Raw genomic sequence first — 15,610 nt, 5'->3', positions numbered from 1 at the left:
TGAATGAAAATATTGTCGCAAACATCAACGGACAAAAAGAAACCATACCGCTGCAGCGTTTAATTGCCGGTGCACACACCGGACATCTCGGCGACATTGATTCGCCGTGCTATCGCTTCAGCCGCGCACCACTGCCGCACGAACTCAACTATCAGTTTACCGTTCAGGATTCCGGCGGCGCCGGTGATTTTTATTATCTCCGCGCCCGGCAGAAAAATGACCAATGGGCGTGGTCTTCGCCGGTGTTTTTTGAATAGTGGAATTTTATCAGATATCAATGAGTGCGCTGTTTAGGGCATACAGATGTTTAGTCCCGCAGTGTAGTGAAACGGATTAAACTTAAAACGATCCGATCTGAGAGTTAGAGCATTTTAAATTCATGTATAGCTGCAAAAACGCGCAACAATCGCAAAATAATTACGGGCCGAATGATTGATAAACCGCAGAGCGCACTGAGAACTTTTCAACTCCCAACTGTAAACTGAAAACCCTGAACACGGAACGCGGCGAGGGCGCCGCGTCTACTACTCTGCCTCTCTGCTAATCCCTGAATGCCTGATGCTTTCTGCAAAACTTCCGTGTGTGTTGTGTATCCCGTGGTTTAAATATCTGCGTTCATCTACGTTATCTGCGGATTTCCCAAGGCAGGCAAAGATGCCTGCGATACATTACACTTTTGTGTGTTTTTGTGGCTATAATTTTTCTTAATACGCTCCAGCCCTGTCAGATCGGATCGTAGCTGATACAGATAAAATTAAATAGTCAGACCGCCGCCGGGAAAATCCTGCATGCGTACCAGTTCGCCGCCGGCATCAATCGACTGCAGCGCGGCCATCACCATGCGCGTGGACTCAAAGCCGTCTTTTGCGGAAACCGCCGGCTCTGTTCCGTCAAAAAATGCACGCATATCACGAATCAGTTTCAGGTCTGCTCCGAAATGTGACGTAGGAAATTCATCATCTTTGCAATCAATGACCTCATGCCGTTTTCCGTAATCGGTAACAATATCCAGTTCGGCAGTGTGTCGCGTCAGAATGATCCTGCCTTTAGTGCCGACGAGCTCCAGTGTTTCCTGGTCTTCTGAACGCGGTCCGAATATGCACCAGAACAGCGAGGCAGTAATACCGTTCTCATAAGCGATATGAATCGTTGCGTGATCTTCAAGATCTGATCCCGGGCGATAAACACAATTGTCAGCCCGGTACATTTCCTCTGTTTCACATTCCCAGGAGTCACCCTCACTCCGGAGGACATCCTGCATGCCCATTTCTGACAGCGGCGAGGCATCTACGCGGTACGGACATTCACGGGAACAGACGGCACAGAACGCCGGCGCGTCATCTTCCGGAGTATAAACCCGCTGGCCTCCAAAAGCGGATATGCGTTCCGCCCGGCTGCCGGCGAACCAGTTAAACACATCAAAATGATGCGATGATTTATCATTCAACGGACTTCCCGACCACTCGCGCCGACGATGCCATGTGTGTGCATAAACATCGTATGGAATCACCGCGCGAATCTGCACCATGCACAGATCACCGATGATCCCCTCCTGAAGCAGGGCAAACGCTTTGCGCCATGGATTTTCATAACGGCGGGTAAATCCCATAATCAGACGATTTCCGGTTCGCTGCTCCTCTTTCATAATTGCAATCGAATCGTCCATGTTCTGCGCAATCGGTTTATCGAGATAAACCTTTTTTCCGGAGCGAAGCGCCGCAATCACCGGGTCGCGATGCGCATAAGAAGGTGTAGTAATCATGATCAGTTCAACCGCCGGATCATCAATCAACGACTGGTAGTCCGGATAGCAGGTGATCGTCGTTTCCGTGCCGTGTTCCGCAAATTTCTTTTCTAAAATCTGTGCTGCTTCCTGCATCCGCGCCGGATTGCGATCACACACGGCGGTAATGGAAAAGCCCGTTTGCTGTGTCTGTTCCGCAATTCGTGATCCAAGACAACGAATTCCCCGGCGGCCGGCGCCGATAATTCCGATTCCAATCTTCTTACAGCATTTATCTGTCTGTTTTTTCACATCTGCTCCTTCTGTTTTTCTTAATACTCAGTTTTATGTTATGATATTGCGTTAAAGAAATTCTCCGGACTTAACCGGATACACCCGGGGAATCCTTGCGCATTACAGTCCATGTTGACTCCCATGATTCGGGATGAAAAAACAGGTTGCGGGCGCAAAGGTATGCGCCGGTTCGCATCGCGTGTTCCGGGGATATGCTGGCTTCGGGATTGAGTGCGGCGATCTCTTTGCGGTCGAATACAGTGGACAAGCCTTCGATGAACGCATCGCGCACCACCGGAAAAATGGAGGAGAGCGGCCCGCCGACAATCAGGTGTTCGGTTCGCGTTACCTGAAGAGACCAGCAAAGATGTTTCCCAAGAATTCGCACAGCATTTTCTGCGGTTTGAACCGCTTTTTTGTGTCCGGAAAGCACGGCACTGCAGAAACTTCCCAGCGTTTTAATCTTCGGATCATTGAGCATTTCGATCATGGCCCAGCCGCCGGTATAGGCTTCCAGACAGCCTTTTTTTCCGCAGTGGCATGCCCGTCCGTTGCGTTGAATCCGGATATGTCCGATGTCCGGAAGCATCAGCTTGCTCTCTTTTACAATAAGCTGCGGTCCTTTTCCGGCGATAGCCCCGATCCCAAGGTCCCACAGGACGACCATGGTGCGGATGTTTTCCGGAATATTCTGTGTTTCTCCGTGATAAAGCGGCAGTCCGATTGTTTCACAGACGCAAGGCAGATCATAGTGTGTTTGAATCCATTGCGGAAAACAAATGCCGGTTAATGCCGGCATATTGGCTACGCTGATAATCGTTCCGCTGTCTGGATCGATCAGTCCCGATGTGCCGATGAAACTCTGCCGGACTGTTCCGCGAACCCGTTGTGCCTGCACCAATGCCGCATTGATAAAATGAGATACCTCAGTCAGCAGTTTTTTACCGGTCTGGATATTACTCAAATCCAGCTTTTGGTTAAAAAGGGTGGCCCCCGAAAAATCGAGCAGTGCGCCTTCGAAAAAAGGCGGTACGAAAAGCATCACCAATACCAGATTTTTATCCTGTACCGGTTTCCAGAGAATGGTCGACCGTCCGCGTCCTTTAGGCTGCAGGGTTTCTGAGCGCCGGATTAATCCCATGTGCTCGAGTTTCTGGAAATGCAGATTGCAGGTGCCGCGTGCCAGTCCGATTGCATCAGCCGCTTCTGCCTGTGTCACCGTGCCCCGGCTGTCAATGAAACGGAGCAGCGGCAGAGAGCTGGTCAGGTCGTCCAGCACCAGATGTTTTTTTATATAGCCCGGTATGTTTTTAGCCATCGAAATTAATTGTCCGCTTACGGGATGTTTATATTATCCCGGTAATATATCTGAAAAAACGCAGGGAACTCAATGTTTAAACTCCTCTATTTTCCGCGATCATTTATTCGTTCAGTGCGATTTGTATTCCGGCGGAATGTCTCTCTTCAGTAACGGATAAAACAGGCCGGAATGACCGGCGGAGAAAAATATGATTTTATCGCTAAAAACAAAGTTGACACTGAAATTAATTTCAGATAGCTTACACTCATAAGACGATGGATATTGGCCGGAATACACCGGGATTACCGAGGTGAAATCAACAGCATGAAGGGGGCGGATTGTGGAGAAAAAGTTTAGATTTTTAATGCTTACATTAAGTCTGTTAACTGCCGCGGTTCCGTCTGAGCTCCTGTTTGCGGCGGGTGGAAAAGGTTCCGGCGATTTCCGGATTGTGCCGCTGCCGAAAACATTCAATGTCACCGCAAAATCCGCTGCGCTGCCCTCCGGTTCTGTTCAGCTGAATGATTTTGCCGCCGGTATGTTTACCGCGGAGATGGCATATCTTGGGCGAACGGTGGATGTAACAGAGACCGCCGGCGAAAAATTCCGGTGTATCTGGGGAACGGTTGACGAAAGCAGACTGGAACAGGCTCTGGAAAACGTAAAAAGCCGGACTGGTGGCTACATTTTACAAATTACTGCAGACGGTATCGGAATTGCCTCTGCTGAAAAGCAGGGGTTGTATTACGGGCTGCAGAGTCTGCTTCAACTGCTGGAACAATCGACTGATAATAAACTGCCGGTTTGCACTGTGGAAGACTGGCCGGATTTTGCATTTTGCGGATTTCATCAGGCGCTTCGCCCTCCGAAGGCATATTCGTTGGATTCGATGGAGCAGACGGTTGAAATGTATAAATGGCTCATCCGCCGGCTGGCGCGCTATAAATATACGCATCTGTGCCTGATGACTAAGGGAACGCTTGCCTTTGAAAGTTACCCTGAACTGGAGATGGGACCATGGACGGGCAAAGAGGTGCAGCAGCTGCTGCGCTTTGCAGCCGATCGCGGAATTGCCGTTTTTCCGGAAGTAAAAACGATGGGGAAGTTTTTCGAAAGTATGCCCGTACAAAACGGGATGGAGTCGTTCGCCGATCTGCTGGAACGGAGAAAATACATCGGACAGCTGGATTACCAGGCACAGTATCATGCTGGCTACGGTCAGCGGGCGGCGCAACTGGAAGAAGAACAAAAAGCGCTTGAAAAAGAACAAAATGCGGTCGCGAAAATTTCCGAGGATTTTAAAATTACTGATCCGGCAGTATTTGAATTTTTGCGTCCGGTGCTGGATGAAGTGTATGACATGTTCGGACAGCCTGAATTTTTCCACATTGGTTGCGACGAATCATTCTATATTGCCATCAATGAACCGGCTGAAGAGCGCGGGCCGCTGATGGCGGCTTATATTAATCATGTCGCCGAATACCTGCAGGCCAAAGGCTGCAAAGTAATGATGTGGGATGACATGCTCGTCAGTCATGAACAGTTTCCGTATTTCTTTGAAGCACACGGCGGACCGCCGCTGAACACCTGGACGGCCGTTGAAACGTTGAACAAGGATATTGTTCTGGCCTGCTGGCATTATGGATACACTGTGGCGGGGCATTACCCGCAGAATTATTCCATGATTGGCTGGCTGGCGGATAAAGGATTTCAAGTGATCGGTGTGCCGTGGTTTAAAGAAGACGGAATTTTAAACATGATCCGCAATGTCAAAGAGGCGAACGGCATGGGGATGATGGGCAGCGCCTGGGCGCTTCATCAGACGGTGCGCTGTACTCTGGGCACACTAACGAACAACGCGGTATCCGGACGTAAAGAGATGGCCATATTTGCCGCAACTGCAGAGGCGGCCTGGTCTCCGGAAAATGCCGCAACCGTACTGGAACAATACGATGCCGAAGCCTGGGAAAAGAGATGGCTGAAAAAGGACTGATATGAAGGACAAGCGACCGGATATAATTTTTATTGCAGATCAGCAGCGCGGCGACTGCCTCGGCGCTGACGGGCATCCCGTGCTATTGACGTCGAACATGGATGAGTTTGCCCGGCAGGGCGTCCGGTTCAATACAGTCTCTCTTTGTAACGGATAAAACAGGCCGGAATATTTGTTAGATAAAAATATGATTTTATCGCTAAAAATAAATTTGACACTGAAATTAATTTCAGATAGTTATATTCATAACGATGGACATTGTCTGGTAATACGCTGGGATTTCTAAGGTGCAATCAACAGTGTAGGGAATGCGGATGATGAAGAAAAAAATTAGATTTCTGGTGCTTATATTAAGCCTGTCAGCTGCCGCGGTTCCGGCAGAATTTCTGTTTGCGACGGTGGGTGAAAAATGTCCCGGCGATTTCCGGATTGTGCCGATGCCGAAAACATTCTATGTCACCGCAAAATCCGCTGCGCTGCCCTCCGGCTCTGTTCAGCTGAATGATTTTGCGGCCGGTATGTTTGCCGCAGAGATGGCGTATCTCGGAAAAACGGTTGATGTCTCGGAAACTGTTGCGGATCATTTCCGCTGCATCTGGGGAACGGTCGACGAAAGCAGACTGGAACAGGCGCTGGAAACAATAAACTCCCGGAACGGCGGTTATATTTTACAGATTACACCGGACGGCATCGGAATCGCTGCCGTCGATAAACAGGGACTGTATTACGGGCTGCAGAGTCTGCTTCAGCTGCTGGAGCAGTCAACTGACAGCAAACTGCCGGTTTGCATGGTGAAAGACTGGCCGGATTTTGCATTTCGCGGATTTCATCAGACGCTGCGCCCTCCGAAGGCATTTTCGTTGGATTCGATGGAGCAGACGGTTGAAATGTATAAATGGCTCATCCGCCGGCTGGCGCGCTATAAATATACGCATCTGTGCCTGCAGACTAAGGGAGTGATTGCCCTTGAGAGTTATCCTGAACTGGAGATGGGACCATGGACGGGCGAAGAGGTGCAGCAGCTGCTGCACTTTGCAGCCGATCGCGGAATTGCCGTTTTTCCGGAAATAAAAACACTGGGAAATTTTTTTATGAGTATGCCCGTACCAAGCCGGATCAATCTGGTTAGTAATCTGCTGGAACGGATAAAGTACATTGGGCAGTTTGACTATCAGGCTCAATATCACGCCGGTTACGCGCAGAACGCCGCAGAAGCACAGGCTGCCGAGGGCAAACGTTCCGACGATTTTAAGGTCACTGACCCGGCAGTACTTGAATTCCTGTATCCGGCGCTGGATGAAGTGTATGATATGTTCGAACAGCCTGAATTTTTCCACATTGGCGGCGACGAATCATTCTATACGGCCATCAATGAACCGGCTGAAGATCGCGGGCCGCTGATGGCGGCTTTTATGAACGATATCGCGGAATATCTGCAGGCTAAAGGCTGCCGGGTGATGATGCATGATGACATGCTCGTCAATCATGAACAGTTTCCGTATTTCTTCGAAGCACACGGCGGACCGCCGCTGAACACCTGGACGGCGGTGGAAACGCTGAACAAAGAGATCATCATGACGTGCTGGCATTATGGATACACCGTGGGGGGGCATTACCCGCAGAATTATCCCATGATTGGCTGGCTGGCGGATGAAGGATTTCAAGTGATCGGCGTGCCGTGGTTTAAAGAAGACGGAATTTTAAACATGACCCGCAATGTCAAAGAGACGGACGGCATGGGAATGATGGGCAGCGCCTGGGCGTTTCATCAGACGGTGCGCTGTGCTCTGGGCACACTAACGAACAGCACGGTATCCGGACGTAAAGAGCTGGCCATACTTGCCGCAACTGCAGAGGCGGCCTGGTCTCCGGAAAATGCCGCAACTGTACTGGAACAATACGATGCCGAAGCGTGGGAAAAAGGGTGGCTTCTGAGGGACTGGAATGAGTGATAAGCGGCCGGATATAATTTTTATTGTTACAGATCAGCAGCGCGGCGACTGCCTCGGCGCTGACGGGCATCCCGCGCTATTGACGCCGAACATGGATGAGTTTGCCCGGCAGGGCGTCCGGTTCAATAAGGCCTATTCCACCTGTCCGTCCTGTATCGCTGCGCGCCGCTCGATGCTGACCGGACAGTTTCCCGCCACGCATGGCATGGTCGGGTTTCAGGACGGAGATGAAATGTTCCCGGCGGCTACGCTGCCCGGAGAACTCTCCAAAGCCGGATACCAGACCTTTATGGTCGGGCGTTCGATGCACCAGTATCCGCGCCGTAAACGGTACGGCTACGACCACATGGTACTGCTTGGAGATATCGAAAAAAGGCGCGACGGTTATTTTGGCGCCGACGGCCACGGCTTGACCGGCAACGGCTGGACGGCGCGTCCGTGGCATCTGGATGAGAGCTGTCATCCCACCGTGGAAACGGCGGATGAAGCCATCCGGTTTCTGGAACAGTGGCGCGATCCCTCCTGTCCGTTTTTTCTCACTGTGTCTTTTCTCGCACCGCATCCGCCGCTCTGTCCGCCTGCATTTTATATGGACCGGTATTTGCGGATGGAACTGCCTGTGCCGGTGACCGGCGACTGGGCGGAAAAACCGGACGGACTGTTTTCGGTTGATGAAGACCGCCTGTGTCTTGAGGGCGAAGCGCTGCATTCCTGCCGCGCGGCCTATTACGGACTGATCAATCACGTGGACGACCAGATCAGCCGGATTGTGCGGGCTGTGGGTGTGGATCCGTTTACCGGCCGCGCAGCACTGGACAATACGGTGGTTGTGTTTACCTCTGATCATGGCGAAATGCTGGGCGATCACTATCTCTTCCGTAAAACGTATCCGTATGAAGGCTCCGCCCGGATTCCGTTTTTGATTCAGCCGCCGGAATCTGCCGGCATTCAGCCGGGACAGGTCTGCTCCGCGCCGGTCTGTCATGAAGACATCATGCCGACGCTGCTGGATTTTGCCGGCGTGCCGGCGCCGGATTGCGTGGAAGGCCGCAGCCTGGTTCCGCTGATGCGCAACCCCGAAACTGAATGGCGCGAATATCTGCACGGAGAGCACGGCAACTGTTACGGCGAGCATCAGTCCAACCATTATCTGACCGACGGAAAAGAAAAATATGTGTGGTACACGCACAGCGGAAAAGAGCAGCTGTTTGACTTAACCGCAGACCCGGATGAACTGCATAATCTGGCGGCATCCGGGAAACATACAAAACGGCTGGAGCAATGGCACAGCCGGCTGGTTCAGGAACTGGACGGGCGCCCGGAAGGATTTACCGACGGGAAAAAACTGATTGCGGGACGTCCGCATGACTCGGTGATGGCAGCAAAAACAAAATCAAAAGGAGGCTGAGATGAAGATAAAATTCATTACATTTGTATCTATACTGTTGAGTCTGACGGTGGTTGCAGATCCGGCGGAAACAGTAATTGCCGGCTGGCATCAGGGATCGAGTTTTTCTGGCGGCAAGTGGAATGCTGATATTGTTGCACCGGGCATTAAAGCGCAGGCAGGGAGTGTCGCGGGGAGTCTTTATAAATCGCCGAATGGCAGCAATGACGAAACATTCGGCGCTGAATTCGCCGGCGCCAGAAAGGGCAACGGTGCCATAGGGCTCAATGTTGACAAGTATGTCGAGTTTACTGTGACAAACAGAGGAGCCCGGCCATGTAGACTGCTGGCATTCCGGTTTGATGCATACCGTTCATATTCAAAAGGCATTCCGCAGCTCGTCGTTAGCATCGTTTCAGGGGATAAAACCGTGAAGGATTTAATGACTGTTAAGTTGCGGGCGCGCGGTGCCAACGCCACTGTCGATGCCACCGATTTCGATGATTTCGATATTCTTTTAGACGATCATACGCTCGCCGGGGGAGAAAGTGTCACATTCAGAATTGCCGGAGTTGGCGGTGAGTCCCCCATAGTGCTGGATAATATTGCTGTTACCGGAATACCGGCATCGAAGTGATCAATGACAATTTTGGGTAAAGGGCAGATGAGGGATCTGCCCGGGAAGAAGGAAGAAATGCAACAGCATAAGGAGAGAGGAGAATACAATGAGTAGGAAAACAGTTACAGCGATAGCGGCATTGTTTGCTATGGGAATAACCGCAGTTCAGGCGGAACTGATCATTGCCGGCTGGCATGCAGGAAATAATATTTCCGGCGGCGTCTGGAACGCGGATGTGTTTGCCGCGGGTATTGAGGCTCAAACCCTGCAGAATCCGGGCGCTATACTTAAGTCAGGCAATGGCAGCAATGACGAAACATACGGAGCCGAATTCCCCGACGCCGGAAAAAGCAATGGTTCTATGGGACTAAATCCTGACAAGTACGTCGAATTTGTTGTGGAAAATACAGGCACCCAGTCATACGATCTAATCGCATTCCGGTTTGATGCATACCGGGCAGGTGCAGCAGGCGTTCCGCAGCTCGTCGTTAGCGTTGCTTCCGGAGATATCACTACAGGCGACTTGGCAACGATTAATTTGCCGGGTCACGGTTCTACCCCAGCGACCCCCGATGCCACCGATTTCGATGATTTCGATATTATGTTAGACAGTTTAGCTGATTACACGCTGGCTGCCGGCGAAAGTGTCACATTCAGAATTACCGGAGTTGGCGGCACGTCTAACATATTGCTGGATAATATTGCGGTCACGGGGATAATACCGGAACCGGCAGCGGCCGGCCTGCTGGTCGCAGGAATAGTTGGATTGTTAGGAATCCGCCGCAGCGTTCGTCGCTAAAATATTCAATCATAATTTCAAAGAGCCGCCGGTCCGGCGGCTCTTTGAAGTTTTACGCGTGATGGCTGGGCGCTCAGTCCCTTGAGCGCCGTTAATACGGAAGATGGCAAGGCGCCTGTCTCGGCCCGCAATAGAGGACCGGACTATGATTAAAAAACAAAAAATTTTCTGGGTCGGCATATTGACCATCATATTTGTTTTGAATGCCGGCGCATTTCTATTTGCCGGGACTCTGGAGAATCCTGCAACCCCCGTGCGGAGTTTCCGGTCCAGGCATTACATGTGCACGTGAGGGATTTGCCCGGGAAGAGCAAAGAAATGCAACAGCATAAGGAGGGAGGAGAATACAATGAGCAGGAAAACAGTTACAGCGATAGCGGCATTGTTTGCTATGGGAATAACCGCAGTTCAGGCGGAACTGATCATTGCCGGCTGGCATGATGCAGGACCAATGACTGGCGGCATCTGGAACGCGAATGTGTTTGCCGCGGGTATCGAGGCTCAAATCGCGGTCGTCGACAGCAACATCTATAAGTCACCCAAAAATGGCAGCAATGACGAAACATACGGAGCCGAATTCCCCGGCGCCGGAAAAGGCGACGGCTCTATAGGGCTAAATATTAACAAGTATGTCGAATTTGTTGTGGAAAATACAGGCACCCAGTCATACGACCTAACTGCATTCCGGTTTGATGCATACCGTGCATATCCAGCGGGCATTTCGCAGCTCGTCGTTAGCGTTATTTCCGGAGATATTACTACAGGCGACTTGGCAACGATTAATTTACCGTCTCGTGGTGCCAATGCGACAGAGAATGATACCGATTTCAGTGATTTCGATGTCATGTTAGGCAGTTTAGCTGATTACACGCTGGCTGCCGGCAAAAGTGTCACATTCAGAATTACCGGAGTTGGCGGTACTTCCGCCATATTGCTGGATAATATTGCGGTCACGGGGGTGGTTGCGGAGACAGGAAAGACAATTCGGCTGCTTCTGATCACAGATGCTGCACTCTGAAGAGGAGTCACCGAAGCTGGTTGAACGAAGTTGAATGATTGGATATACGACATAGCGGAAATACGGATCTTCTGAATTTTAATTAAGCGGAATGAAACACAGGGAAAGAATAAAAAAGAGACAGTATGCAAAACAAGGCTGAAACGGGAATTAAAAGATGGTGATAAAAAATAAACAAAGAGCCGGCATATTGTCATTTTGGCAGAAGACAGCCTTCGGGGTCGGCAGTACGGCCGATAATCTGATGCAGAACAGCGTCAACACGATGGCGAATCAGGTGTTTAATATTTTTCTCGGTGTCAATCCGGCGCTGGTCAGTCTCGGAATTTTTTCCGCGCGCCTTTGGGATGCATTTACGGATCCGGTCATGGGGGGAATTTCAGATAACACGCGCAGCCGGTTCGGCCGGCGCCGTCCGTATATGCTGATTGGCGGGGTTCTGGCGGCCTTCATGTATGTGCTGCTTTGGCGGGTGCCGTCCGGCGGCTGGAGTGAAATAGGTTATTTCCTCTGGTTTTTGATCGGTTCCATTACATTCTATACATTCTACACCATTTTTTCAGTGCCGTTTAACGCGCTCGGCTATGAGTTGAGCACAGACTATAATGAACGCACACGCATCATGGCGTTCCGGGCATTTTTTTCGGCATTGGCGGGTTTTTCCATCCAGTGGATATTCCGGCTGACGCAGATGGATTGCTTTGAAAATACACTCGACGGCATGCGGACAGTTTCACTGTTCATCGCCGGAATTATGATTGTTGCGTCCATTATTCCGGCGGTGTGTTCAAAAGAACGGTTTGCGAAGACTCAAGCGAAAGAATGCATTCCATTATTTGCCAGCCTGCTGGTTACGCTGAAAAACCGCACGTTTGTGCTGCTGATCTGCGCGGTGATCTGTGCGTGTCTCGGACTGTTCATGATCGGCCAGCTTGGTATATACATTAATATCTATTATGTTTTCGGCGGCGACGCCAAAGCAGCATCCACCTACCTGGCATTTGGCGGCATGATCTATCATTTGTGCGGCGGCATCACCGCCGCGCCGGTGATCAGCTGGATATCATCAAAGATCGGCAAAAAGAAAACGCTGATCGGCGGATTGACGCTCGCGGCAGCCGGTTCGATGCTCAAATATGTAACGTATGTTCCGGAGTATCCGTGTCTGCAGTTTATTGTCTCTGTGATGATGTCGCCGGGGCTTTCGTGTTTATGGGTTCTTGCGCCGTCGATGGTGGCCGATATTTGCGATGAAGATGAGTTGCATACCGGTGTGCGGCGGGAGGGGATGTACAGCGCGATGTACAGCAACGTGATGAAAATCGGCGTGTCGGTCGGATTGCTGTTTATCGGCGTGATTCTCAACGCCAGCGGCTTTGATGCCAAGCTCGGCGCAGCGCAATCGCCGGCAGCCATTCAGGCGATGCGGATCTGTTTTACTGTAATTCCGGTGGTCGGACTGTTGCTTGCAATTCTATTCGTCAGCCGTTATCCAATCTCTGCTGAGTGCGCCGACGAAACGCGCCGGAAACTCGAAGCACGGCGTACCGGAAATTAAAAAATGACCAGATTTTCACTAAAGCTCAACACCGGCGGATACAGCCTTTATGCGGATTCATTTCGCATGGCTGCACAAATCCCGGCGGTCGAACTTTTCAATTCGCCGGCGCCGGTCGAACCGGAATTTAATCAGCCGTACAGCCGCGCGGGAAACATCGGATCGCTGCACGGAACAGTTTCCGGCGCGGTTGCGCTGAATGACGGAATCGAATTGCGCCGCGAAATTTTTATGAGCAACGACTGCCGTTATTGCGGCGTCCGGCTGATTGCCAAAAACCGGCGCGCAACGCCGGTGGAATTATCGGCACTCTATCCGCTGGAGATTTCCGGCGCGGCGTCGCTCGAACTTTCCGGCGACGGCATGGAGCACTGGCGCTTTCTCAAAACCTGCCGGCAGAAAACCGATGTGCCCGGTGCGTTCGATTTTGTGCACGATGATGAAAACTTCGAAGACGCCGCGCTTGAAGGCGGAAAAATAAAAGCCGGCGGCGGTGTGACCGGCAATCAGGCCGACTTTTTAAACCGCGCTGAAATCTGCGCTGAACCGTTTTTTTATATCAAAAATAAACGGCACGAAAACCGCGCCGGGCTCTTTTTCGGTATCATCGGCCAAACTGAACATTTAACCACCTTTACTGTCAGTCAGGTTCCCGGCACGAGCGAATTAAAAACCATCCGCTGCCGGTGCGAGTTTGACGGCATAACGGTCGATCCCGGCGAAGAGCGCACCACCCACTGGATGCTGATTACCGCGTGCGACGATGAAGTGATGATGCGCGAAATGTTCACCGAAATCTCAATGCGGGAATTAAACATTCCGGCGCCGGCGCGCACGCCGCTGAATATTTTCTGCACCTGGCAGTTTTACGGTTTTGATTTCTGTTCCGCCGATCTGGACGAAACATTAAGCGCATTAAAAAAACGTCCGCTGCCGATCGATGTATTCCAACTGGACAACGGGTGGATGGATAAACTCGGCGACTACAACGCGAATCACCGCTTTCCCGAAGGGATGAAGGCCGTGGCAGAAAAAATCCGCGCCGCCGGCATGATGCCCGGGATCTGGACGTGCCCAACTATGATTCGGGGGACGGCGGACGCCGTGAAAAAATATCCCGATCTGATTGCGCGCACGCGCACCGGCGAACCGCTGCAGTTTGATTATATTGAGGGTGATGCGTTTGCAATTGATCCGACTGCTCCAAATTATCGCAATTACATGCGTGGCGTTTATTCTAAACTTTTAGAATGGGGCTTCACCTATCACAAAACCGATTTTCTGCGTTCTATTATTTTGAACGAAAATATTCAGTTTCATGACCGGAAAATGAATCGCGCGCAAGCATATTATCTCGCCGGTAACGTTTTGCGCGAAGTGCTCGGCGACGAAAGTTATATTGTTTCGTGCGGCGGAATTAATGATGCCGCCAACGCCGGTGTTTACGATTCACTGCGTGCGACCAATGATATGTTCGGCTTCTGGACGCCGCCGGATGGCGCGCGCTGGAAAGGCACGCTGATTAAAATAAAGCAGGGCTGCATTCGCAATTATATCAACCACTTCATCCGGTTCGATCCGGATGCGTGTCCGTTGCGCCGCCGCACGGAACCGTTTCGTCCCGGCGTGCTGCGCGACGATTTGAGTCTCGGACTGTTCACTGACGAAGAAGCCTTTACCGTTGCGCTGAGTCAATATACCGGCGGCGGCAATACCTGCATTTGTGAACGCTTTACAGAACTGGACGATGACCGCCGTGCGCTGTACCGGCATTTTATTCCGGCATTAGGAATTCCGGCCCGCCCGCTGAATTATTCAACACCGCGCTGTCCGAACTTTTTCCAGACGGATGTTCAGCCGCGTGCCGCCGGAGTTGAACCGTGGTGGACGCTGGCAGCCGGCAACTGGAATGACACAGAAAAAGAGATCACCGTTGATTTATCAAAATGCCGTCTGCCGGAAGAGATCACTGAACTGGCCGTATTTGAATTTCACGATCAGAGATTTTACGGCATTCAGTCGCGCGGTGCAAAAATCGTTTTAACAATTCCGGCGCACGGGATGCGCCTGCTGCGGCTTGCGGCGTGGCGCGGCGATGCGCCGGTGCTGCTTGGAACCGATTTTCATTTCAGCGGCGGCGGCATGGAATTTTCTGAATTGACGATTTCCGGTGACTTAATTTCCGGCACAGTGGATTCACCGTGGAAAGAGTATCCGCTCACAGTGCACGCCGCATTTCCGGTGGACGGCGGAGTAAAAATGAGTTCAAAAATAATTTCAGCAAATGAAGCAACATTCTATATAGCAAATGAATAAACGACCGAACATTCTTTTTCTGTTCACCGACCAGCAGCGCTTTGATACGATTGCGGCGCTGGGTAATCCCGTTATAAAAACGCCGGCACTGGACCGGCTGGTGCGCGAAGGCACCGCGTTTGCGCGCGCCTACACACCGTCGCCGGTATGCATTTCCGGCCGTTGCAGCCTCATCACCGGACTGCCGGCGCACATTACCGACTGTACCGACAATGTTCCCATGCCGCAGAATCTCTCCAGCTTTATGGAGCTGCTGAACGGCGGCGGCTATCAGACGCACGGCGTTGGCAAAATGCACTTTTCGCCGGACCCGCTGCGCATGTGGGGTTTTGAAAGCCGCGACCGGCACGAAGAGGTGTGGGAAGCAGGCGGCAACGATTATGCCGCCTGGCTGCGCGAACATGGTTATTCATATGTGCTCGAAGATGGCGGAATGCGCAGCGAATATTATTATATTCCCCAGCCGTCACAGTTTCCGGCAGAGGCGCACCAGTCAAGCTGGGTTGCCGACCGCTCGATTGATTTTTTAAACCGCCGCGACAAAAGCCGTCCGTTCATGCTGTGGTCGAGCTGGATTAAACCGCACCCGCCGTTTGAATCGCCGGCGCCGTGGTCAAAACTCTACCGTCCAGAGGAAGTTGGACATCCGTA

General features: G+C 51.5%; 13 protein-coding genes. 11 read left to right on the top strand and 2 right to left on the bottom strand.

Annotated features, from left to right (window positions below):
- On the top strand, positions 1 to 257 hold a 257-nt coding region (locus tag WC959_12085), incomplete at its 5' end, for a hypothetical protein (protein MFA5689859.1).
- Positions 258 to 754: 497 nt separating this feature from the next.
- Here WC959_12085 and WC959_12080 read toward each other — a convergent pair.
- Positions 755 to 2,035, bottom strand: coding sequence for a Gfo/Idh/MocA family oxidoreductase (locus tag WC959_12080; GenBank protein ID MFA5689858.1), 1,281 nt, complete (start codon positions 2,033 to 2,035; stop codon positions 755 to 757).
- 70 nt (positions 2,036 to 2,105) lie between these two features.
- Complete coding sequence (locus WC959_12075) at positions 2,106 to 3,335, bottom strand: ROK family transcriptional regulator (protein ID MFA5689857.1); 1,230 nt, start codon at positions 3,333 to 3,335, stop codon at positions 2,106 to 2,108.
- Positions 3,336 to 3,657: 322 nt separating this feature from the next.
- Between WC959_12075 and WC959_12070 the strand changes: the two genes are divergently transcribed.
- From WC959_12070 to WC959_12025, 10 genes are all read left to right on the top strand, one after another.
- Positions 3,658 to 5,310: a glycoside hydrolase family 20 zincin-like fold domain-containing protein gene (locus tag WC959_12070; protein MFA5689856.1), complete on the top strand. Its 1,653-nt coding sequence runs from the start codon at positions 3,658 to 3,660 to the stop codon at positions 5,308 to 5,310.
- A 1-nt stretch (position 5,311) separates the two neighbouring features.
- Positions 5,312 to 5,467 (top strand): hypothetical protein, encoded by a 156-nt coding sequence (locus WC959_12065; GenBank protein MFA5689855.1) that lies wholly within the window; start codon positions 5,312 to 5,314, stop codon positions 5,465 to 5,467.
- 157 nt (positions 5,468 to 5,624) lie between these two features.
- Complete coding sequence (locus WC959_12060; protein MFA5689854.1) at positions 5,625 to 7,262, top strand: glycoside hydrolase family 20 zincin-like fold domain-containing protein; 1,638 nt, start codon at positions 5,625 to 5,627, stop codon at positions 7,260 to 7,262.
- A complete protein-coding gene (locus WC959_12055) occupies positions 7,255 to 8,670 on the top strand; it encodes a sulfatase-like hydrolase/transferase (GenBank protein ID MFA5689853.1) in 1,416 nt (471 codons plus the stop codon). The genes WC959_12060 and WC959_12055 overlap by 8 nt, the downstream gene beginning before the upstream one ends.
- 1 nt (position 8,671) lies before the next feature.
- Positions 8,672 to 9,286, top strand: a complete 615-nt coding sequence (locus WC959_12050) for a hypothetical protein (GenBank protein MFA5689852.1) — start codon at positions 8,672 to 8,674, stop codon at positions 9,284 to 9,286.
- Positions 9,287 to 9,374: 88 nt separating this feature from the next.
- A complete protein-coding gene (locus tag WC959_12045) occupies positions 9,375 to 10,067 on the top strand; it encodes a hypothetical protein (GenBank protein MFA5689851.1) in 693 nt (230 codons plus the stop codon).
- 349 nt (positions 10,068 to 10,416) lie between these two features.
- Positions 10,417 to 11,085, top strand: a complete 669-nt coding sequence (locus WC959_12040; protein MFA5689850.1) for a hypothetical protein — start codon at positions 10,417 to 10,419, stop codon at positions 11,083 to 11,085.
- A 157-nt stretch (positions 11,086 to 11,242) separates the two neighbouring features.
- The gene (locus WC959_12035) at positions 11,243 to 12,643 is read left to right on the top strand and encodes an MFS transporter (GenBank protein MFA5689849.1); all 1,401 of its coding nucleotides are present in this window, start codon (positions 11,243 to 11,245) and stop codon (positions 12,641 to 12,643) included.
- 3 nt (positions 12,644 to 12,646) lie between these two features.
- Complete coding sequence (locus WC959_12030) at positions 12,647 to 14,959, top strand: alpha-galactosidase (protein MFA5689848.1); 2,313 nt, start codon at positions 12,647 to 12,649, stop codon at positions 14,957 to 14,959.
- Positions 14,952 to 15,610 (top strand): sulfatase-like hydrolase/transferase (locus tag WC959_12025; GenBank protein MFA5689847.1); only part of this gene is annotated, 659 nt, incomplete at its 3' end. The genes WC959_12030 and WC959_12025, both read left to right, overlap by 8 nt.

This window comes from Kiritimatiellales bacterium, assembly GCA_041656295.1.
GTDB lineage: Bacteria > Verrucomicrobiota > Kiritimatiellia > Kiritimatiellales > Tichowtungiaceae > Tichowtungia.
This window is presented reverse-complemented; position numbering and strand designations above follow the sequence as displayed.